Source organism: Peiella sedimenti, from assembly GCF_030504955.1.
Lineage (GTDB): Bacteria > Pseudomonadota > Alphaproteobacteria > Caulobacterales > Caulobacteraceae > Brevundimonas > Brevundimonas sedimenti.
Genome location: NZ_JAUKTR010000002.1, coordinates 145516 through 166633, shown reverse-complemented (window position 1 = coordinate 166633; position 21118 = coordinate 145516). Strand labels below are relative to the sequence as shown.

Annotated in this window: 16 protein-coding genes; 7 read left to right on the top strand and 9 right to left on the bottom strand. The window is 69.7% G+C overall.

From position 1 onward, the window contains the following. Nucleotides 1-97: 97 nt before the first annotated feature. Nucleotides 98-652, top strand: a complete 555-nt coding sequence (locus tag Q0812_RS05815; RefSeq protein WP_302109372.1) for a peroxiredoxin — start codon at nucleotides 98-100, stop codon at nucleotides 650-652. A gap of 82 nt (nucleotides 653-734) precedes the next feature. Beyond that, nucleotides 735-1262: an alkylhydroperoxidase, AhpD family gene (gene ahpD, locus Q0812_RS05810; RefSeq protein WP_302109371.1), complete on the top strand. Its 528-nt coding sequence runs from the start codon at nucleotides 735-737 to the stop codon at nucleotides 1260-1262. On the opposite strand, the gene Q0812_RS05805 is transcribed toward ahpD, so the two are convergent. The 3 genes from Q0812_RS05805 to Q0812_RS05795 form a co-directional block, all read right to left on the bottom strand. Next, entirely contained in the window at nucleotides 1259-1993 is a 735-nt protein-coding gene (locus tag Q0812_RS05805) for a hypothetical protein (RefSeq protein ID WP_302109370.1), read from the bottom strand. The genes ahpD and Q0812_RS05805 overlap by 4 nt on opposite strands. Continuing rightward, the gene (locus tag Q0812_RS05800; RefSeq protein WP_302109369.1) at nucleotides 1983-2726 is read right to left on the bottom strand and encodes a prephenate dehydratase domain-containing protein; all 744 of its coding nucleotides are present in this window, start codon (nucleotides 2724-2726) and stop codon (nucleotides 1983-1985) included. The genes Q0812_RS05805 and Q0812_RS05800 overlap by 11 nt, the downstream gene beginning before the upstream one ends. Nucleotides 2727-2787: 61 nt before the next feature. Further along, entirely contained in the window at nucleotides 2788-3636 is an 849-nt protein-coding gene (locus tag Q0812_RS05795; protein WP_302109368.1) for a glutamate racemase, read from the bottom strand. A 169-nt stretch (nucleotides 3637-3805) separates the two neighbouring features. On the opposite strand from Q0812_RS05795, the gene Q0812_RS05790 reads away from it, so the two are divergent. Further along, nucleotides 3806-5941: a M3 family metallopeptidase gene (locus Q0812_RS05790; protein WP_302109367.1), complete on the top strand. Its 2136-nt coding sequence runs from the start codon at nucleotides 3806-3808 to the stop codon at nucleotides 5939-5941. Between the two features lie 64 nt (nucleotides 5942-6005). After that, nucleotides 6006-8171, top strand: coding sequence for a M3 family metallopeptidase (locus Q0812_RS05785; protein ID WP_302109366.1), 2166 nt, complete (start codon nucleotides 6006-6008; stop codon nucleotides 8169-8171). A 90-nt stretch (nucleotides 8172-8261) separates the two neighbouring features. Here Q0812_RS05785 and Q0812_RS05780 read toward each other — a convergent pair whose 3' ends face one another. The 4 genes from Q0812_RS05780 to Q0812_RS05765 all read right to left on the bottom strand — a co-directional run bounded on the left by Q0812_RS05780 (nucleotide 8262) and on the right by Q0812_RS05765 (nucleotide 12212). Next, nucleotides 8262-8825, bottom strand: coding sequence for a fasciclin domain-containing protein (locus Q0812_RS05780; RefSeq protein ID WP_302109365.1), 564 nt, complete (start codon nucleotides 8823-8825; stop codon nucleotides 8262-8264). A gap of 14 nt (nucleotides 8826-8839) precedes the next feature. Beyond that, a complete protein-coding gene (locus Q0812_RS05775) occupies nucleotides 8840-9835 on the bottom strand; it encodes a hypothetical protein (protein ID WP_302109364.1) in 996 nt (331 codons plus the stop codon). 58 nt (nucleotides 9836-9893) lie between these two features. Next, entirely contained in the window at nucleotides 9894-11054 is a 1161-nt protein-coding gene (locus Q0812_RS05770) for an aspartyl protease family protein (protein ID WP_302109363.1), read from the bottom strand. Nucleotides 11055-11138: 84 nt separating this feature from the next. Next, a complete protein-coding gene (locus Q0812_RS05765) occupies nucleotides 11139-12212 on the bottom strand; it encodes a glycosyltransferase family 4 protein (RefSeq protein WP_302109362.1) in 1074 nt (357 codons plus the stop codon). Nucleotides 12213-12339: 127 nt separating this feature from the next. On the opposite strand from Q0812_RS05765, the gene putA reads away from it, so the two are divergent. Continuing rightward, nucleotides 12340-15489: a bifunctional proline dehydrogenase/L-glutamate gamma-semialdehyde dehydrogenase PutA gene (gene putA / locus Q0812_RS05760; RefSeq protein WP_302109361.1), complete on the top strand. Its 3150-nt coding sequence runs from the start codon at nucleotides 12340-12342 to the stop codon at nucleotides 15487-15489. Nucleotides 15490-15492: 3 nt separating this feature from the next. Here the strand turns inward: putA and Q0812_RS05755 are convergent, their stop codons facing one another. Together Q0812_RS05755 and Q0812_RS05750 are read right to left on the bottom strand one after the other, a co-directional pair. Continuing rightward, on the bottom strand, nucleotides 15493-16350 hold the full coding sequence (locus Q0812_RS05755) for a lipid A-modifier LpxR family protein (RefSeq protein WP_302109360.1): 858 nt from the start codon (nucleotides 16348-16350) through the stop codon (nucleotides 15493-15495). 135 nt (nucleotides 16351-16485) lie between these two features. Next, nucleotides 16486-18354, bottom strand: coding sequence for a ribonucleoside-diphosphate reductase subunit alpha (locus tag Q0812_RS05750; protein ID WP_302109359.1), 1869 nt, complete (start codon nucleotides 18352-18354; stop codon nucleotides 16486-16488). A 358-nt stretch (nucleotides 18355-18712) separates the two neighbouring features. Here Q0812_RS05750 and Q0812_RS05745 point away from each other — a divergent pair, with 358 nt between their 5' ends. Beyond that, entirely contained in the window at nucleotides 18713-19780 is a 1068-nt protein-coding gene (locus Q0812_RS05745) for an AraC family transcriptional regulator (RefSeq protein ID WP_302109358.1), read from the top strand. Between the two features lie 32 nt (nucleotides 19781-19812). After that, on the top strand, nucleotides 19813-21108 hold the full coding sequence (locus Q0812_RS05740; protein ID WP_302109357.1) for a serine hydrolase domain-containing protein: 1296 nt from the start codon (nucleotides 19813-19815) through the stop codon (nucleotides 21106-21108). Nucleotides 21109-21118 lie beyond the last annotated feature (10 nt).

Here is a 21118-nt window from a genome sequence, read left to right as displayed (position 1 = left end):
GGATTTCTGAGGGGCGGCCGCCTATCTGATGTCTCGACGGTGATCGGGGCTGCCCCGGCCGCGCGTCCAACTCGTTTCTCGAACAGGAGATCAGGCCATGCTCGGCGTCGGTGAAAAGCTACCCAACTTCAAGATCGTGGGCGTGAAGCCCGGCTTCAACAGCCATGAAGAGAACGGCCAGAGCGCCTTCGAAACCATCACCAACGACAGCTTCGAGGGCAAGTGGAAGGTCATCTTCTTCTACCCGAAGGACTTCACCTTCGTGTGCCCGACCGAGATCGCCGAGTTCGGCCGCCTGGCCAAGGACTTCGAGGACCGCGACACGGTGGTCCTGGGCGGCTCGACCGACAACGAGTTCTCCAAGCTGGCCTGGCGGCGTGACCACGCCGACCTGAACAAGCTGCCGATCTGGTCCTTCGCCGACAACGGCGGCCGTTTCGCCCGCGCGCTCGGCGTGCTGGACGAGGAAGAGGGCGTCGCCCTGCGCGCCACCTTCGTGGTCGACCCGCACAACGTGGTGCAGCACGTCTACGTCACCAACCTGAACGTGGGCCGTGCGCCGGCCGACACCCTGCGTGTCGTCGACGCGCTGCAGACGGACGAGCTGTGCCCTTGCAACCGCCCGGTGGGCGGCGAGACGCTGGCGGCCTGATCACGCCACCGTCGACCGGCCGGGGGCGGCCCCTCTCCGCTCCCGGCCGCTTTTCTGAACTCGAAATTTCCAGGAGAGTCCCATGTCCCTCGACGCCCTGCGCGAGGCTCTGCCCGCCTATGCCAAGGATCTGTCGCTGAACCTGTCCTCGCTGGCCGCCGAGGCGGTGCTGAGCGACCAGCAGAAGTGGGGCTGCTTCCTGGCCTCGGCCCACGCGGTGGGCACGCCTGAGGTGGTGCGCCAGATCGAGGCCGCCGCCGCCGCCCAGATGACCGAGGACGCCGCCAACGCGGCCCGCGCCGCCGCCGCCATCATGGGCATGAACAACGTCTACTACCGGGCGCTGCACCTGATGCACAACGCCGAGTACCGCACCCTGCCGGCCAAGCTGCGCATGAACATCCTGGGGTCCCCCGGGGCGCCCAAGGCCGACTTCGAGCTGTGGTCGCTGGCGGTGTCGGCCATCAACGGCTGCGGCGCCTGTCTGGACTCGCACGAGGCCGAGGTGCGCAAGCACGGCCTGACCAACGTCCAGGTCCAGGCGGCCCTGCGCATCGGCGCGGTGGTCAACGCCGTCAGCCGGGTCATCGCCGCCGAAAGCGCGCGCTAGTCGGCCCAGGCCGCGGCCGCGGCGCTTTTCGCCTGAGCCAGCGTCGCCGCGAAGTCGCGCCGCCGGGCGGCGATCATGACGCCGGAAGACAGGACGCTCTTGTTCACATCGCTGACCCAGCGGCCTGTCAGCTTCCCGCCGCCATCGACCGCGAGTTCCAGCTTGCCCTGGCGGTCGGCGGCGTCGCGCGACACGAAGGTGGCGAAATAGATGAGGCGCAGCGCGTCTTGGGTCTCGAGATAGCGGGCGGCCTCGCTGCATGCGGATCCAAGGGCGGCCTCTCCCGCGCCGGACCCGTCCGCCGCCGCCAAGAGGTCCTCGGAGGTGCGGTAGAGGTCGACGCGGTAATCGACCTCGCCCGCCGAACCGAAACCGATCGTCATCAGACCGAAGCCGAAGCCGTCCGGGGGGACCGCGCCGGGCCGAGGGGGTCGGTCCGGATAGGTCACGTAAAGCCACCGTCCCAGGATGCGGCGATGGCGAACCAGATTGAGCAGCCACTCCGCAGCGAGGAACAGGCCCCCCAGGCCGACGGCGCCGACGATGAGCGCCAGCAGCTGGGGCGCCACGCCGTCGGCCGTATCCTCCAGGGGTTGCAGATAGGTCGCCGCCGCCGAGCCGGCGAAGGCGACCACGGCGACGGCGCCGCCGATCACGCCTGGGCGGCTGATGTTCAGCCCCTCGGGCAGCCGGTCGAGCAGGCTCCGGAACGGTATGCGGTCAGAATCCATAGGCGCCGATCACCTCCCCCGTGTCAGCAAGAGCCGCCCGCACCGCGGCGAGGCTTGGCCCCCCCACCAGTTCGAACAGCCGGTATTCACCCCTTCGGCCGGCCAGATGGACCTCTCCCACCTCCGCCAGCCGCGCCCGGATGTCGGCAGCGTCCCGGACGCGCACCAGATAGCGCGCGGCCTCCTCAAGCGGAGCCTCGCGCGCGCCTCCGATGAAACGGGTCTGGTTCCGGCTCTCTCCCTCCAGCCGGACCTCCACCTCGTCGAGACCGTATTCGGGCCCCAGCCCGGCGGGGCCCACGGCCCCCGTGGCGGAGTCGCCTTCCAGCGCGATCAGCGCGAGCGCCGCCACGGTGGAATCCGTCTCGACCGCCCTGGCGCCGCTCCGGCGAAGCCAGTCGCCGACCTGGGCCAGGGCGGCCGGGTGGCTGTAGACGACCTTGAGGGCCCCGGCCTGTGGCGGGCGATATAGCGAGAAGCTGACCAAGGAGACCGTCCCTCGGTCGATGCGCAGCCCCCGGGCCTCGTCGGAAAGCAGAGCCTGGACGGTCGGCCCTATGTAGTCCGCCACGCTGTTGGAGAGCGCCGCGACGAAGGCGTCGGTCTCGAGCCGGGCGCACGACAACACGGCATCCGCGTGCGTCTGAACGAAAACCGTCGACGCCCCTGGGTACAGGCGCTCGGCGGCCATATGGGTGAAGGTGCCCCTCGGGCCAAGGCACGCGACACGCATCTCGTCTCCTCCAGGACCCGACAGCGTGCAGTCAACTGGTCAGAGGCCCACGGGTCAACGCTCAGGCCGCCTCGAACTGGAGCGGTTCGCCCCAGAACTGGGCCGCCAGGTCCGACTGCACGCCCGCCTGTCCCGTGGTCAGGAAGCGCCGCGCCCCGCCGCCGGTCAGGTACTCGGGATGGCGCTCGAAGTACCGCTCCAGGGCGTCGGCCACCGAGGTGGGCTGGTGGATCAGCGGAGTTCCCTCGGGGAGTGCCGCGGTGAACAGGTCCGCGACGATCTCATAATGGGTGCAGCCCAGGATCGCCTTGTCCGGATGGCGGCCGACGCGGCGGCGCAACGCCTCCACGTGGTCGCGGACCACCACCTCCAGCTCAGCCCGCGGGGCCCCCATCTCGATGAGGCCGGCCAGCCCCGGGCAGGCTTCTGAGAAGACGGCTAGATCCGGGCGCCGCTTGGCGATCTCGATCTCATAGACGCGGCTGAGCGCCGTTGCGGCCGTGCAGAAGACGCCCAGCACCTCCACGGACTTCAACCGGGCGGGCGCCAGCTCCGGCTCGGCCTGCCAGGGCATGCCGGTGGCCGCCTCGATCGTCGGCACGATGATGCCCAGCACATTCAGGGGCCGACCCTGGCTCTTGCGGTACTCCGGCAGCCAGGTCTGCTGCAGGCGGCGCAGCGCTATGGCCGAGGCCGTGTTGCAGGCCAGGACGACCAGGCCGGCGCCTTCCTGGAACAGCCGCTCGCATCCGGCCCGCGTCAGATCGACGATCTCCTCCCCGCCGCGTCCGCCATAGGGGGCGTGGGCCTGGTCGGCCAGGTAGATCAGGTCTTCGCCGGGGAAGCGCGCCACCAGCTCGCGATGCACGCTGAGGCCGCCCACGCCGGAATCGAATACGCCGATGGTCATGGGCAGGCGCTTTAGCCCCGCGCGAGGACGCCGTCCATGCGCGGGCGGGATGGGCCGATCTTGCGCGATCCGCCGCGCGGCGAAAGGCGTCTTTTGCAAAGCTCCGGGGTAAGGCTAGGGTCCGGCCCCGACATCATCCGCCCCCAGCCCTATTTGCGGAGCGCCGACCATGAAGACCTTCCTCTACGCCAGCGCCGCAGCCGCCGTCTTGCTGACCGGCTGCGCCACGGCGACGGCCCCGCCCGAGGCGCCGCGCGCCGTCGCCGAGGACGTCAATCCGGTGCTGGCGGAATGGACCGGACCCTATGGCGGCGTGCCCGCCTTCGACCGCATCCGGCCCGAGCATTTCGTGCCCGCCTTCAACGAAGCCCTGGCCATGCGCGACCGCGAAATCGCGGCGATCGTCAACAACCGCGCCGCGCCGACCTTCGAAAACACCATCGAGGCGCTGGAGCGGTCGGGCGCCGCCTATGACCGGGTCACCCGCCTGCTGCTGATCTACACCAGCAACATGAACGACGCCCCGATGCAGGCCGTCGACGCCGAGCTGGCGCCGCGCCAGGCGGCCGCCGCCGACGCCCTGGTGCTGAACGGGCCGCTGTTCCAGCGCATCGAAGCGGTGTGGAACAACCGTGAGCAGGCCAATCTGACCCCGGAACAGCATCGCCTGCTGTGGCGCACCTATGACAACTTCGTGCGCCAGGGCGCGCGCCTGACGCCGGCGCAGAAGACGCGCATGGCCGAGATCAACCAGCAGCTGGCCAGCCTGTACACGACCTTCAGTCAGCGGGTCCTGTCCGACGAGGCGTCCTATATCACCGTCACCGACGAGGCGCAGCTGGCCGGCATCCCGGACTCGGTGAAGGCCGCCATGCGCGCCGCCGCCCAGGAGAACGGCGTGCCCGGCTGGGCCATCGTCAACACCCGCTCGGCCGTCGATCCGGTCCTGACCTACGCCCAGAACCGGCAGCTGCGCGAGTACGTCTGGCGCGGCTTCATCAATCGCGGCGACAACGGCGACGACAACGACACCAACGCCGTCATCGCACAGATCATGCCCCTGCGCGCCGAGAAGGCGCAGCTGCTGGGCTATGAGACCTACGCCGACTGGAAGCTGTCCAACACCATGGCGCAGGATCCGGATCGGGCCATGGACCTGATGATGCGGGTCTGGCGCCCGGCCGTGGCGCGTGTGCGTGAGGAGGTGGCCGAGATGCAGGCCATCGCCGACCGCGAGGGCGCGAACATCACCATCGAGCCCTGGGACTACCGCTTCTACATGGAGAAGGTCCGCCGCGAGCGGTACGACCTGGATCAGAACGACCTGAAGCCCTACTTCGCCCTGGAGAACATGATCCAGGGGGCCATGTGGTCGGCGGGCCGCCTCTATGGCCTGCAGTTCAACGAGATCACCGGCCAGGTCCCCACCTTCCATCCGGACGTGCGGGTCTGGGAAGTGAAGGACGCGAACGGCGGCTTTGTCGGCCTGTTCTACGGGGACAACTTCGCCCGCTCGATCAAGCGCTCAGGCGCCTGGGAGTTCGCCTACCGCAGCCAGAACCGCCAGGGCGGAAACATCCGGCCGCTGGTCTCGAACAACAACAACTTCGTCAAGGGCGCGCCGGGCGAGCCGGTGCTGATCAGCCTGGACGACGCCGAGACCCTGTTCCACGAGTTCGGCCACGCCCTGCACGACCTGCTGTCGGACGTGAACTACGCCAGCCTGTCGGGCACCAACACCTCGACCGACTTCGTGGAGTTCCCCAGCCAGGTGAACGAGCACTGGCTGCTGACCCGCGAGGTGCTGGACCGCTTCGCCCGCCACTACCAGACGGGCGAGCCCATGCCGCAGGCGCTGCTGGACAAGGTGCAGGCCATGCAGACCTTCAACCAGGGCTTCGCCACGGTGGAGTTCCTGGCTAGCGGCATCGTCGACATGCGCATGCACCAGGTTCCGGGCGGCCGGGTCGACCCTGACGCCTTCGAACGTCAGGCCCTGGCCGAGCTGGGCATGCCGCGCGAAATCGTCATGCGGCACCGCCTGCCCCAGTTCAATCACCTGTTCGCGGACGAGGGCTATGCCGCCGGGTACTACTCGTACCTGTGGAGCGAGACCATGGACGCCGACGCCTGGGAGGCCTTCGAGGAGACCGGCGACGTCTGGAATCCCGAGGTGGCGGCGCGGATGCGGGCCATGTTCGCGGCCGGCGACTCGCGCGATCAGGGCGAGCTTTACCGCCAGTTCCGCGGCCGCGACCCGGATGTGACGGCCTTGCTGCGCCAGCGCGGCTTCCCGGTCGACTGAGAACCCCCTATCTCGTTAAAGACAATTGAGCGGCGCCCCAGGCGCGGCCAGGCGAGGAACGATAATGAACAGACGCACGCTTCTGATGATGGGCGCCGGCGCCGCCGCTATGAGCGGCTGCGCCTCGATGGGCATGGACATGGGGGGAGGCGCGGGCGCGCCCGTCGCTCCCGCAGTGCGGATGCCGCCCCTGATCCAGCCGCGCGCGGAGCTGCTTCAGCCGTGGACCGGCCCCTATGGCGGCGTGCCGCCCTGGGACCAGGTGACGGCCGCCAAGCTGCGCGAAGCCATCCTTGAAGGCATCGAGATCCAGCGCGCCGAGTACGCCGCCATCGCGAACAATCCCGAGCCGCCGACCTTCGAGAACACCCGCGTGGCCATGGAGCGGGCGGGCGACGCGCTGGGCCGCGCCACGACGCTGATGGGGGTCATGACCCAGAACATCGGCGGCGCCGAATACGACGCCCTGCGCGCCGAGCTGGCCCCGATCCTGTCCCAGGCGGGCGACGAGATCACCTTCAACACCCGGCTGTTCGACCGCATCCGCGCGGTGCACGAGACGGCCGAGGCGCGCGGCCTGAACGCCGAGGACCGTCGCCTGGTGCAGCGCACCTACGAGGCCTTCGTGCGCAACGGCGCCGCCCTGGACGCCGCCGGCAAGGCCGAGCTGGGCCAGATCAACACCGAGCTGGCGCGCGCCTTCGCCGAGTTCTCGCAGAAGGTGACGGCCGACGAGAACGCCTGGACCTTGGTCACCGACGAGGCGCGGCTGGCCGGCCTGCCGGACTCGAACAAGGCGGCCGCCCGGGCCGCGGCCCAGCGCAACAATCTGGACGGCTGGGCCATCATGAACACGCGCTCCAGCGTGGATCCGTTCCTGACCTTCGCCAGCGACCGGGCCTTGCGCGAACAGGTGTGGCGCAAGTTCGTGAACCGGGGCGACAACGGCGACGCCAACGACACCAACGCCGTCATCGCCCGCATCGTGGCCCTGCGCGCCCGGCGCGCGCGGCTGCTGGGCTTCCCCACCCATGCGCACTGGCGGATGCAGGACACCATGGCCCGGACCCCCGAGGCGGCCATGGCGCTGATGAACCGCGTCTGGACCCCGGCCGTCGCGCGCGTGCGTGAAGAGGTGGCCGACATGCTGCAGATCGCGCGGCCCGACGGCGTGACCGAGATCGAGCCCTGGGACTACCTGTTCTACGCCGAGAAGGTGCGCAAGGCGCGCTACGACCTGGATCAGAACGAGATCAAGCCCTACTTCGAGCTGAACGCCATGAAGCAGGCGGCCCACTGGATGGCCGAGCGGCTTTACGGCCTGACCTTCACCGAGGTCACGGGCATCCCGGTCTTCCACCCCGAGGTGCGCACCTTCGAGGTCAAGGACAAGGCGACGGGCGCCCATGTGGGCCTGTGGTACGTGGACGACTTCGCCCGCCCCGGGAAGCGCTCCGGCGCATGGCATTCGGCCTATCGCGTGCACGAGACCTACGACGGCAAGAAGACGGTCCTGAACTCGAACAACAACAACTTCGTCAAGGCGCCGGAGGGTCAGCCCACCCTGATCAGCCTGGACGACGCCCGCACCCTGTTCCACGAGTTCGGCCACGCCCTGCACTTCCTGCTGTCGAACGTGAAGTACCCGTCCTTCGCGGGGACCCAGCGCGACTTCGTGGAGTATCCCAGCCAGGTGCACGAGCACTGGGTGCTGACCCGGCCCGTGCTGGACCGCTTCGCTCGGCACTATCAGACGGGCGAACCCATGCCGCAGTCGCTGGTGGACAAGATCGACGCTTCATCCCAGTTCAACCAGGGCTACCAGACGGTGCAGTATCTCTCGAGCGCCCTGGTGGACATGGACCTGCACACCCGGGCCGATCCGCCGACCGACATCGACGCCTTCGAGCGGGAGTCGCTGGCGCGCATCGGCATGCCGGACGAGACGGTGATGCGTCACCGCCTGCCCCAGTTCAATCACCTGTTCACCTCGGACGCCTACTCGGCCGGGTACTATTCGTACCTCTGGTCGGAGGTCATGGACGCGGACACCTGGGCCATGTTCGAGGAGGCGGGCGATCCCTTCGACCCGGCCATCGCGCAACGTTTCAAGGAGATCATCCTGGCGCCGGGCAACACCACGGACCGGGCCGAGGCCTATCGCCAGTTCCGCGGCCGCGATCCGGACGTGGCGGCCCTGCTGCGCAACCGCGGCTTCCCAGTCGACTAGACTTCTCGGTCGCCTAGACCTGATCAGCCCCGTCGGAGCGCGTCTCCGGCGGGGCGTTTTCTTATGGCGGCGCCCTAGGGCCTATCTGGTTCAGGACGGCTCTGGCGCGATCAGCAGCCCGTCGATGGGCTGGATGACGCCGTTGCCGGTGGGCTCCTCCTCGTCGGTAAGGCGGGCGCTGACGCCATCCGGCCCGGCGGCGACGATGGCGTCCCCATCGCGTGTGAAGGTGACGACTCCGCCGCCCATGTTGCGCATGGAGGCCTGGCCGCCGCCGCTGTCGATGGCGGCCAGGATGTCTTCGCGCGTTACGGCGCCCGGCAACATGTGGGCGCGAAGCAGGGCCGCGGCCTGGGCGCGCATGCCCGCCTCGGTCAGGTCGGCCCCGCCCTGGCCAAAGGCCGCGTCCGTGGGCGCCAGCACCGTGTAGGGCCCGACGCCGTCCAGCACCGTGGCCAGGCCCGAGCTTTCAACCACGCGGCCCAGGGTGGCCCGGCCCTCGCCCAGCTCGTCGGCCAGGGTGCGGCTGGCCTCAGGGGGCGTGGCGGGACCGGCGGCGGCGTCGCCGTCACGGTCGCCGCAGGCCGACAGAGCCAGGGTCAGGACAGACAGGGTCAAGGCGGGCAGGGCCGCAGGGCGCAAGGAGGTCTTCATCGGCGTCTTCCTGCTCAGGTGAGGAGTTCGATCACGGCCTGCACCAGGCGCGTCGTGGGATCGACCTGGTAGACGTAGCCGTCGCTGTAGCGGTAGAGCGCCTGCGGGCTGTCGACGTAGCGCGCCCGGTAGTCGTAGGGCACGTTGTAGACGTCGTATCCAACGGGCATCGGCTGGCCGACCGTCCACGGCTGTCCGGTCAGAAGCGCCGCCACCTGGGCGATGCGCTGGGTGTCGGGATCGACGCCGTAGAGCACCCCGTCGGCGTAGCGGTAGGCGTAGTCGTCGGGCAGTCCGTAATACCGGCTGTAATAGGCGGGCGCCGGGTCCCAGTCGTAGCGATCCGGCCAGATCTGCTGGGGCGCCAGGGCGCCGCCCAGCACCGGCAGATAGCCCAGAAGGCCGCCCTGCTGGGACATTCTGTAGAGGTAGCCGTCGTCGTATCGGTACCGGTAGCGGTCGCCGCCATAGGCGGGCCAGCGCCAGAGATTCTCCCAGCGCTCGCGCTCCATCCGGCGCTCAGCCTCGATGCGGCGCGCCTGACCGGGCGGCAGGCAGCCGTTGTCGCGCTTGGCCAGACCCGGAGGGCAGCCGTCGATCAGACCGGGCGCGCTCCTGAACACCAGCCGCTCAGGGCTGCGCGCGGCCTCGCTGAGGCGGCGATCCTCGCGACGATCATCAGGGCGGGCCTGGGGCCGCACCGGGCGGTCCTCGCGGCGGTCGTCGTTGCGGCGCGCCTGACCGGGCGCCTCGTCGCGGCCCCGACCCCGGTCGTCGTCCGGCTGGAACCGGGCCACCGGCTGCGGGCGCGCCTGGTCGCGATCCCGATCACGGCCGCGGCCGCGCTCGTCGGAACGGTCTGGCCCGCCGCCACGGTCGCCGCGCGCCTCCGCGCGATCGCCGTCGCGTCCCTTTCCGTTTCCGTTGCCGCCGGGATCCAGGGCCAGGGCGGGCGCCGAGGCGGCCAGCACCGCCGTAAGGACGCTCGTCAGAACCGTCTTGCAGGTCATGGTTCGCTCTCCATCGGGCGGAGAAACGTGGCCGGGCGACGGTCGGTTCCGGCTGAACTCAGTCCAGGGTCAGGCGCGCCTCATGAGCTTGGCCGTCGCGTACGTAGGCGACCACCAAAGGCGATGTCCTCATCATGGCGGGCAAACGGTCGCCGACCTCGCTGAGGGGAGTCCCGTTCAGGGCGGTGATGCGATCCCCCGCGCGCAGGCCCGCCGCCTCGGCGGGACTGCCAGGCGCGGCGCCCAGGAGCTCAATCTCGGTTTGGCCGGCCTGCGGCGGCCGCATCATCAAGCCATAGCGGCGCGGCGGCGCCGGGGGCTGAGCGGATGGGGTCAACCGCACGCGCTGATTAGCCATGTCGAGCGTTAGCGCAAATCGCGACAGGAACTGTCCGCCCAGGTTCGCTGTGCGGAAATGGGGCACGATGCGAACGGTGGGATTGTCGATGCGCACCGGGCCCAGCTCCAGCGCGCCGGAGATGCGACCCTCCAGCACGTCAAAGGCGCCCGAGACGGTCCGCGCCTGGCCTGCCACGACGGGCGGGCTCTGGAAGGTCAGGCGGTCAGCTGTCGCCTGCCCAATTGTGACATCGCCCATCGAGCCGGTATCGATGTGGGCTTCAGTTTCAATCCCGCCGACGCGCATGGTCACGGTCGGCGCGGCCGGGTTGGGGTGCAGGTCCAGAACGTCGCGGCCGTTCGATTCCGGGAGGGCGCCGCGCTCCAGACGCATCTTTTGGGCGGCGTAGTCGATGGTGATCAGCCAGCCTGCGAAAATGTCCGGACCCAGAACCCCGTCGATATGCCCGCGCAAGGCGAGCGCGCCCCCCTCGTTATAATCGCGGCTGATGAAATTGAGCCCTTCCAGCCGGACCGGACCCACGTCCAGTATTTCGATGCCGTAAAGCGGCAGGGTTCGCGTCGGACCCCCGCCGCCGTCGCCGACCTGAACCTCGCCCGCCTGGGGCAAGGATAAGGCCTGGACCAGGCTGGCGTCGGCGCGTCCGCCGGCCTGGGCTCCGGTATCAAACAGGAAACGGTACGGGCCCTGGCCGTTCACGCGCACGCCGTCGATCAGGATCTGCGTGCCGGTGATGGTCACGGGCAGTTCGACCGCCTGCCTGGCTTGTGCGGCTGGCGGCTCCTGCGCCAAGGCCGCGGTGGGTAAGGCGAAGGCCAGCGCCAACGCGACGGCGCAGGCGGAATGACGGCGAGGCATGCGGGACTCCTCCTGGGCTTTTAGCAAGCCCAGACGAACAGCCGTGTGTTTCAGGCGTATTTCAATCCCGGCCCAGGTCCAGCCTCAGGCCGCGACGCCCCGGCGAATGCGGGCCAGGCGGCGCAGGCGGCGCCAGAAGCGGGTCTTTTCCGGCTCCGGGTGGGGCTGCAGGTTCCTGACGAACTCCTCGGCCGACGAGCGCCAGGAGAACTTCTCGGCGTAGGCGCGCACCTGCTTGCGGTCCAGCTTGAGGCACTCAAGGCAGGCGGTCTTCAGGTCGTCGTCGATGGCGCCCGCGCCCGATCCGGGGATGATGTCGATGGGGCCGTGGGCCGGATAGGCGGCCACCGGCGTGCCCGCCGCCATGGACTCCAGGATCACCAGACCGAAGGTGTCCGTCCATGAGGGGAAGACGAACACGTCGGCGTCGGCGAAGCACTGGGCCAGCTCCTCGCCGAACCTGGCGCCCAGGAACTTCACGTGAGGGTACTTGGCCTCGAGCTCGGCGCGGGCGGGGCCGTCGCCCACCACCACCTGGGTGCCGGGCAGGTCCAACTCGACGAAGGCCTCGATGTTCTTCTCGACCGCCACCCGGCCCACGTTCAGCCAGATGGGACGCGGCCAGTCGGCCGGATAGATGGGTTCGCGGTCCGGCCGGAACAGCTCGGTGTCCACGCCGCGCGTCCAGGGCGAAACGTTGCGGAAGCCGTGCTTGACCAGCTCGTCGCGCAGCGTGGGCGTGGCCACCATCAGCCGGCCCGACGGCTTGTGGAACCAGCGCATGTAGGCGTAGCCCACCTGGACCGGCACGGGGAACCGCGCCGAGACGTATTCAGGGAACTTGGTGTGGTAGCTGGTCGTGAAGGGCAGCTTCCATTCCAGGCAGATGCGCCGGGCCGCCAGGCCGATGGGGCCTTCGGTGGCGATGTGCACCGCCTCGGGCTCGAAGGCGCGGAAGCGTTCGCGGATCTCCTCGTCGGCGCCCAGCGCCAGACGGATTTCAGGATAGGTGGGGCAGGGGACGGTCCTGAACTGATCAGGCGTGACCGTCTCCACCTCGTGACCCATGGCGCGGCACTCGGCCACGGTGCGGGTCAGGGTGCGGACCACGCCGTTGACCTGGGGCTCCCAGGCGTCGGTCGCCAGAAGGATGCGCATTCGCCGATAAGGCTCCGCCGTCTTCACCGGCGCCTGCTCTAGCCAATATCGGCGGCGATGGCGAGGGCAAGCGACGGGCGCTCATCGCCCCCTCCCGTCCGCGCGCGGAACGGAGTAAGAGGCCGCCATGACGCTCCCGCCCCCTTCTTCCTACACCGGCGACCTGAACCCCGGCCGCTGGGACGCGCTCGACGCGCGCAAGTTCGCCGACGAGCGCGCCGTCATTGAGCAGCTGCTGGCCGACCTGCCGCTTGACCCCGCCGAGCGCATGCAGGTGGGCAAGGCCGCCGAGCAGCTTGTGGAAGGCGCGCGCGCCCATGCCAGGCGCCAGGGCGTGGTCGAGGGCTTCCTGCAGGAGTTTTCCCTGGGCACCCGCGAGGGGCTGGCCCTGATGTGCCTGGCCGAGGCCCTGCTGCGCACGCCCGACGACGACACGCGCGACCGGCTGATCGCTGAGAAGATCGGCTCGGCCGACTGGGCCAGCCACCTGGGCAAGTCCGACAACCTGTTCGTCAACGCCTCCACCTGGGGCCTGATGCTGACCGGCAAGCTGGTCGACGTGGACGATCAGGCGCGCACCGACCTGCCCGGCTTCCTCAAGCGCGTCGCGGGCCGCATCGGCGAGCCGGTCATCCGCCAGGCGGTGGGCCAGGCGGTGCGCATCATGGGCGAGCAGTTCGTCCTGGGCCGTGACATCGATGCGGCCCTGCGCCGGGCCGAGCGCGAGGGCTATCTGTGCTCGTTCGACATGCTGGGCGAGGGGGCCCGCACCGTCGCCGACGCCGAGCGCTACGAGCGGCTGTACGCCCAGGCCATCTCGGCGGTGGGCGCCTGGCGCGCGCGGAGTGGAGCAAGGCAGGGCCCGGAGGAGGGGCACGGCGTCTCCATCAAGCTGTCGGCCCTGTCGCCCCGCTACGAAGCCACCCAGGAAAGCCGCGTCTGGGACGAGCTCTATCCCCGCGTGCTGCGTCTGGCCGAGCTGGCCGCGCCCTGCGGTTTGAACTACACGCTGGACGCCGAAGAGGCGGACCGGCTGGCCATTTCGATCAAGATCCTCGACCGGCTGGCGCGCGAACCGTCGCTGGGCGACTGGACCGGCCTTGGCCTTGCGGTGCAGGCCTACCAGAAGCGCTGTCCCGATGTGATCGCCGCGGTCGCCGACATCGCGCGCGAGAGCGGACGGCGCCTGATGGTCCGGCTGGTCAAGGGCGCCTACTGGGACACCGAGATCAAGCGCGCACAGATCGCCGGACGCCCCGACTATCCGGTCTTCACCACCAAGCCGGCCACGGACCTGAATTACCTCCACTGCGCGCGGCTTATGATCGAGGCGGCGCCGCACATCTATGGCCAGTTCGCCACGCACAACGCCCACTCGCTGGCGTCGGTCCGGCGCCTGGCGGACAAGGCGGGCGTGAAGGTCGAGTTCCAGCGCCTGCACGGCATGGGCGAGGCCCTCTACGACGCCGCCGCGCGCGACTGGAACGGCATCAATGTGCGCGCCTACGCCCCCGTGGGCGGGCACGAGGACCTGTTGCCCTATCTGGTGCGCCGCCTGCTTGAGAACGGCGCCAACTCGTCATTCGTGCACGCCCTGCTGGACGAGCGCGTCCCGGCCGCCCTGGTGGCGTCCGACCCCATCACCGCCGTGCAACACCAGCCCGGCCCCCATCCCAAGATCCCGAGACCCCAGGACATGTACGGCGACCGCCTGAACTCCCTTGGCCGCGACTATACGCAGGCCGCCGACCGCGAAGCCCACCAGCGCGCGCTGGAGGCCGTGGATGTCGAACGCCTCGTAGCCGGCCCCATCGTGGGCGGGGCGCTCGGCGCGGGCGTCGAACCCTATGAGGCGACCAGTCCATCCGACCGCAGCCGGGTGCTGGGCCAGGTGTCCGAGGCGTCCAAGGCCGACATCGACCGCGCCGTGGCGCTGGGTCACGAGGCGCAAGGCGAGTGGGATCGGCTGGGCGGCCCCATGCGTGCGGCGGTGCTGCGCCGTCTGGCCGATGCGCTGGAGGCCCAGCTGGACCGCTTCGTGGCGCTGCTGTCGCGCGAAGCCGGCAAGACGTTGAACGACGGCGTGGCCGAGGTGCGTGAGGCCTGCGACTTCCTGCGCTACTACGCCCTGCTGGCCGAGCAGCAGTTCGCGGGGCCGATCACCCTGAAGGGCCCGGTCGGGGAAACCAACCAGCTGGAGCTGCGCGGGCGAGGCGTCTTCGTCTGCATCAGCCCCTGGAACTTCCCCCTGGCCATCTTCACCGGCCAGATCGCCGCGGCCCTGGCGGCGGGCAATGCGGTCCTGGCCAAGCCGGCCGAGCAGACCCCTCTGGTGGCCGCCGAGGCCGTGCGCCTGTTTCATTCGGCCGGCCTGGACCCACGCCTCCTGGCCCTGCTGCCCGGACGCGGCGAGACCGTCGGCGCGGCCCTGACCGAGCACCCCGGCATCGACGGTGTGGCCTTCACGGGCGGCACCGAGACGGCCTGGCGCATCAACCGGGCCCTGGCCGCCAAGCCGGGGCCGATCGTGCCCTTCATCGCCGAGACGGGCGGGCTGAACGGCATGTTCGTGGACACCACGGCCCTGCGCGAACAGGTCATCGACGACGTGCTGTTGTCCGCGGTCGGCTCGGCAGGGCAGCGCTGCTCGGCCCTGCGGGTGCTCTACGCCCCCAAGGATTCGGCCGACATGCTGATCGAGGGCCTGAAGGGCGCGCTGGAGGCCATGGTCATCGGCGATCCGGCTGATCCCTCCACCGACATCGGCCCGGTCATCGACGCCGAGGCGCGCGAGGCGCTGGAGGCGCACGTCACGCGCCTGGAGGGCGACGCCCGGATCATCTACCGCAAGCCGCTGGGCGATCTGGCCGGACGCGGCGACTTCTTCGCCCCCACCATCGCCGAGGTGCCGAGCCCGGACTATCTGGAGCGCGAGACCTTCGGGCCCATCCTGCACGTCTATCGCTATGACCCGGCCGATCTGGAGGCTGTGGCGAAGAAGCTGGCCGCGCGCGGCTATGGCCTGACGCTGGGCGTGCACAGTCGCATCGACGCCTTCGCCCGCGAAGTGATGGAGCTGGTGCCGGCCGGCAACGTCTATGTGAACCGCTCGATCATCGGCGCGGTGGTGGGCGTCCAGCCCTTCGGCGGCGAGGGCCTGTCGGGCACCGGGCCCAAGGCGGGCGGGCCGCACGCGCTCCTGCGCTATGCTTCCGAGCGCGCCGTCAGCGTCAACATCGCCGCCCAGGGGGGCGACCCGGCCCTGCTGAATCTGTAGGGATTACTGGGGCTTGATCGAGATCTGGAAGGCCAGCAGGCCCTCCGTCCGGTCGCGGTCAAAGCCCTCTCCGGCCAGACCCTCGGCTTCGATCTCGCGGTGCACGTAGCCGAAGGAGGCCTGTACGTCGCCGCGCCGCCAGGCCACGCCCACCTGGGCGTCGCCGATATAGGCTCCCGCGTCGTGGCTCATGCCGTCGCGGGACCAGCCGCCGTTCAGGTTACGGCGCCAGTTCATGCCCACCGCCCGGCCCGAGCCGGCGGCGAACAGATACCAGCGGCCCTCATCGCCGTAGCGGCGTCCGTCCACCACCTGAGTTTCGCCGATGCGGATGGTGGCCCCGGCCTCCACCGAGCCGCCGTCGCTGGTGGCGCCGACTCCGGCGTGGGGAATGAGCTCCACGTCCATGGTCTCGCCCTGATAGCGGACCGGCCAGCCGCGCGTGTAGCTGATGTCGTAGGCCTGGGCGTCCAGTTCCGCCTGGTTGGGATCGCCGACGACCCAGGGGGCGCCGCCCTGCCCGCGCAGAGGGCCGGCCACGGTGACGCGCAGCCGGTCGATGCGGCCCTCGTCCTCGCGCCAGACCTCGCGGGTGCGCATGCCGGTCAGGCCGTCGCCGTCAAACCCGATGCTTGAGGTGAGGGAGCCTTGGCTCCCGTTGACCGGGGCGGGCGTGGGAATGTCGCGCAGGCGGTCGACCACGGGCCCAGTGTGCATGGGTGCACCGTCGTCTTCAGTGAACGGGTGGCCGGGGACATAGCCGGCGGGCTGGGCGGCCAGGGCGCACAGCGGGGCGGACAGGACAGCGAGGGCGCTGAACGCGCCCGCCGTCTTCGCATATCGCCCTACATCGCCCAGCATACGGCCTCACCCTCCGTCGTGGTCGCCTTGAGGATGCCCGCTATGGGCCGGAAAGCAACCGCGAACTCGTGACAGCCAACGTGCCTGCCGCCGCGCCGGTTCCCAAAGCGGTCTCCTGCGCGGCACGGGCAAAGCCTACTGACAGGCGAGACATTCCTCGTAATCGGTCTTGGCCGCGCCGCTCATGTCGACGGCCTCGCGCGCCTCGGAACCGGCGAAGGCGGCGCGCTGCACCGACTTGGAGCGCAGGTAGTAGAGGGACTTCATGCCCCGCTCCCACGCCTGCCAGTGCAGCATGTGCAGGTCCCACTTATCCACGTCGCCGGGCAGGAAGACGTTGACCGACTGGGACTGGCAGATTTCCGGCGTGCGGTCCGCGGCCAGCTCGATGACCCAGCGCTGGTCGATCTCGAAGGCGGTCTTGTAGACGGCCTTTTCGTCGTCGGTCAGGCAGTCGAGGTGCTGGACCGAACCCTCGTGCTCCAGGATCGAGGCCCAGGTCTCCTCGGTGTTCTGGCCCCGCGCCTCAAGCAGCCCCTCCAGATAGGGGTTCTTCACCGCGAACGAGCCGGACAGGGTCTTGTGCGTATAGACGTTGGCGGGGATCGGCTCGATGCCGGCGCTGGTGCCGCCGCAGATGATCGAGATCGACGCGGTCGGGGCGATGGCCAGCTTGTGCGAGAAGCGCTCCATGACGCCGCGCTCGGCCGCGTCGGGGCAGGCGCCCTTTTCCTCGGCCAGCAGGCGGCTGGCCTTGTCGGCCTCGCGGCGCAGGTGCTTGAAGATGCGCATGTTCCACGACTTGGCCATGGCGCTTTCAAAGGCCACGCCCTGCTTCTGCAGGAAGGAGTGGAAGCCCATCAGGCCGAGGCCCACCGAGCGCTCGCGCTTGGCCGAATAGATGGCCGCCTTCATCTCGGGCGGGGCGCGGGTGATGAAGTCCTCCAGCACGTTGTCGAGGAAGCGCATGACGTCCTCGATGAAGCGGGGCTCGTCGCGCCACTCCATGAAGGTCTCGGCATTGACGCTGGACAGGCAGCAGACCGCCGTGCGGTCGACGCCCAGGTGATCGGGGCCGGTGTGCAGCATGATCTCGCTGCACAGGTTCGACTGGCGCACCGACAGGCCCAGCTCCTTCTGGTGGCGGGGCATCTGGGCGTTCACGTGATCCGAGAAGATCAGATAGGGCTCGCCCGTGGCCAGGCGGGTCTCGAGAATCTTCTGCCACAGGGCGCGGGCGTCGACGCTCTTCACCACCGACTGGTCCTTGGGCGAGAGCAGGTCGAAGGACCGGCCGTCGCGCACCGCCTCCATGAAGGCGTCGGTGATGTTGATGCCGTGGTGCAGGTTCAGGGACTTGCGGTTGAAGTCGCCCGAGGGCTTCCGGATTTCGAGGAACTCCTCGATCTCCGGGTGGTGAATGTCGAGATAAACCGCCGCCGAGCCGCGGCGCAGGGAGCCCTGCGAAATGGCTAGGGTCAGGCTGTCCATGACGCGGATGAAGGGGATGATGCCGCTGGTCTGGCCGGCGCCCTTCACCTTCTCGCCGATGGAGCGGACCTTGCCCCAGTAGGTGCCGATGCCGCCGCCGTTGGAGGCCAGGGCCACGTTCTCGTTCCACACCGCTTGAATGCCTTCCAGGCTGTCGGAGACGGCGTTGAGGAAGCAGCTGATCGGCAGGCCGCGATTGGCGCCGCCATTCGACAGCACGGGCGTGGCGGGCATGAACCACAGCCGGCTCATATAGTCATAGATGCGCTGGGCGTGGTCGACGTCGTCGGCATAGGCCTCGGACACGCGGGCGAACATGTCCTGATAGGACTCGCCGGCCAGCAGGTAGCGGTCCTCCAGCGTCGTCTTGCCGAAGTCGGTCAGAAGAGCGTCGCGCGAGGGGTCGGTGACCACCTTGCGCACCAGGCGCAGGGACGGCCGCTCCGGCGCCCTGGCCTCGGCCTGCTCCAGCCCCGCAAGACCTTCGATCTTCAACGCTTCCTGGCCGCCCATGCCCGTTTCGCCCCAATCTGACTAAAGCCAATCCACGCGACTGACACGCCGCATCTAGTGGTTCGTTCACCCCAGAGAACCACATCTAGGGGGTCATAACCCTAACGAGGCGTCAACGGCTTGACCTCGCCTTTCAGGTGATTCGAGAGTCGGGCCTGGGGGCGAGCGGGGGAAAACCCTACGCGACGGCGGTGTGGCAAGGGTTGCGGCCGCGCCATCACAAGCCCGTGAATCCGCCGTCCGCCTGGAGCAGGCGACGAGCGATCCGGGGCCCGGCCGACGACGGCGCGGCTGCAACGAAATGTGATCCTGATGGAGGCGCTTCGCAGACCTCGGGCAATACAGCTAGGCTGTGGTCATGGACCTGACCGCAGCCATCGTCCTGGCCGGAGCGCTCGATGCAGCCCTGCTGGCGCTGTTGATCCTGGCGGCCCGGCGTCGCGAGCCGCGCGACACGGCCTTCGCCGGCCTGCTCGTGGTCCTGGCCGTCGTGATCACCTGCATTCTGATCACCCACCGCTACGACGGCGCGGTCGAGAGCCTGGCGGTCGCTGTCGAGCAGATAGGAACCCTTGTCGCGGGGCCCATGCTCCTCGCCTATGTCGCCCTTGCCGTGGGCCGGCCCCTTTCCCGGCGCGCGAGCCTCTGGATCGCAGGCCCGCTCCTGGCGCTGGGGCTGATCTGCTTCGTTCCCACGGCGACCGGCCGATGGCCGGCCCTCCCCGCCCATCTGCAGGTGGCCGTGATCGCGGCCTTTTCGCTGATCTCCGCGGCGGTTTTCGTCAGGGCGGCGCCGTGGCTGCGATCGGACGTGCCAGGCTTCTGGCGGCCCCTGGCGGTCCTGTCCACGATGGGAGCGATCCACATCGGCCAGGCGGTGCGCTTTCTCACGCCCGCCCATCAGGACGCCGTGGCCGTGGCCGGAAGCCTGGGCGGGCTCGCCCTGTTCGCCCTGGCCCTTGTCGCCGCCACGGCGCACACGCGGGTGACCCAGGGGCGCTACGCCCGCTCCGGCCTGCAGGGGGAGGCGCTTATGGCCCTGCGGGACAGGGTGCGCGCCGTACTCGACGCGGAGGACGCCCCCTGGCGGCGGCCCGACTTCAGCCTGGAGGAGCTTGCCCGTCGAACAGGCGTGCCGCCGCACCACGTCTCCCAGGCGCTATCGGCGGCGGACTCCAGCTTCGCCATCGAGGTGACCGCGCGCCGGGTCGAGGACGCCAGGCGCCGCCTGACAGATCCAGCGAACGCCAGGGTGGCGGTGGAGCCGCTGGGCATGGAGGCGGGCTTCCGGTCGCGCTCGACCTTCTATGCCGCCTTCACGGAGGCTACCGGCCTGACCCCGGCTGAGTACCGGCGGCGAACTATCGTGTCCGGGCCGACCGGCGCGGACACGGATGCGCGTGCAGAGGATCGGCGCGCGGAATAGCCAGGCTTCAGTTTCGAACCTGGAGCCGCAACATGCGTCGTCCCATCGCGGCCTTCACAGCCGCCCTGATCCTCTCGACCGGCTGCGCCGAGGCCAGCCCGTCTCCCTCGCCGTCGCCATCCCCCAGTCCGTCGCCGAGCGGCAGTGGGTCCGGATCGGGCAGCCCTTCACCCAGTCCCTCGCCGAGTGGTTCGGGATCTGGCAGCGCGTCGCCCAGCCCCAGCCCTTCGGCTCACGCCCCGACGCGCGTGCGGACGGTGCGGGCCTCCACGGCGCCGTCCGGTCCGCCGGCCCAGGGGCGCTACGGCGCCTGCTCCCCTGAGGATGCGGGGGCCGCCTATCCCGGCGCCGCGTGGGAGACGCTGACGCCCGCGCGCTCGGGCTGGTCGGCCGAGGGTCTGGCCGCCTTCGAGGCCGCGGCGCGCCGAGGTCACTGGGTCGCCGGCATGGTCGTGCATCGGGGCCGGGTCGTGTCCAGCTTCGGCGACCTGGACCGCGCCTATGACACGCGCTCGATCCGCAAGAGCCTTCTGGGCGCGGTCATCGGCCAGCACATCGCCGATGGGCGCCTGCGCCTGGACGCCACCATGGCCGAGCTGGGCATCGACGAGCATGATCCCCTGACGGCGACCGAACGCACCGCCACGGTTCATGATCTGCTGCGCTCGCGCTCGGGGATCTACCGCGAGGCCGCCTTCATGTCGCCCGGCGATCGGGAGGGCATGCCCGCCAAGGGCAGCCACGCGCCGGGCACGCACTACTGGTACAACAACTGGGACTTCAACGCGCTGGGAACCATCGTCCGCAATACGGGCGGGGCGTCCCTGGGCCGGCAGATGGAGGCGGGGTTCAGCCGCGCCCTGCAGATGCAGGACTTCACCGCCTCGGACGTGCGCGAAGATCTGGAAGAGGTGTCGGTCCATCCCAGCTACCGCACCTGGATGTCGACCCGGGACCGGGCCCGGTTCGGCTATCTCTACCTCCGCAACGGGTGCTGGAACGCCCATCAGGTCGTGCCGGCCCAGTGGGTCGCCGACACCCTCTATCCACACACGCAGCGGGAAGAGGCCGACGATTACGGCTATCTGTGGCGCAGCCAGGAGGGCATCGAGCGGCTGGGCATGACCCAGCGTTTCTACTCCGCGCGCGGCAACCATCTTCAGTACATCATGCTGATCCCGGAGTGGGACGTGGTGCTGGTGCTGACCACGGACATGGATCACCCGGCGTGGATCAATTGGCTGCGTACCCGCCTTGGCCGGATGCCTGAGATCACCGACGTCAGGGATGTTCTGGCCGCGCTCGCTGAGGCGCGTCCGACCGACTGAACCGGGGAGG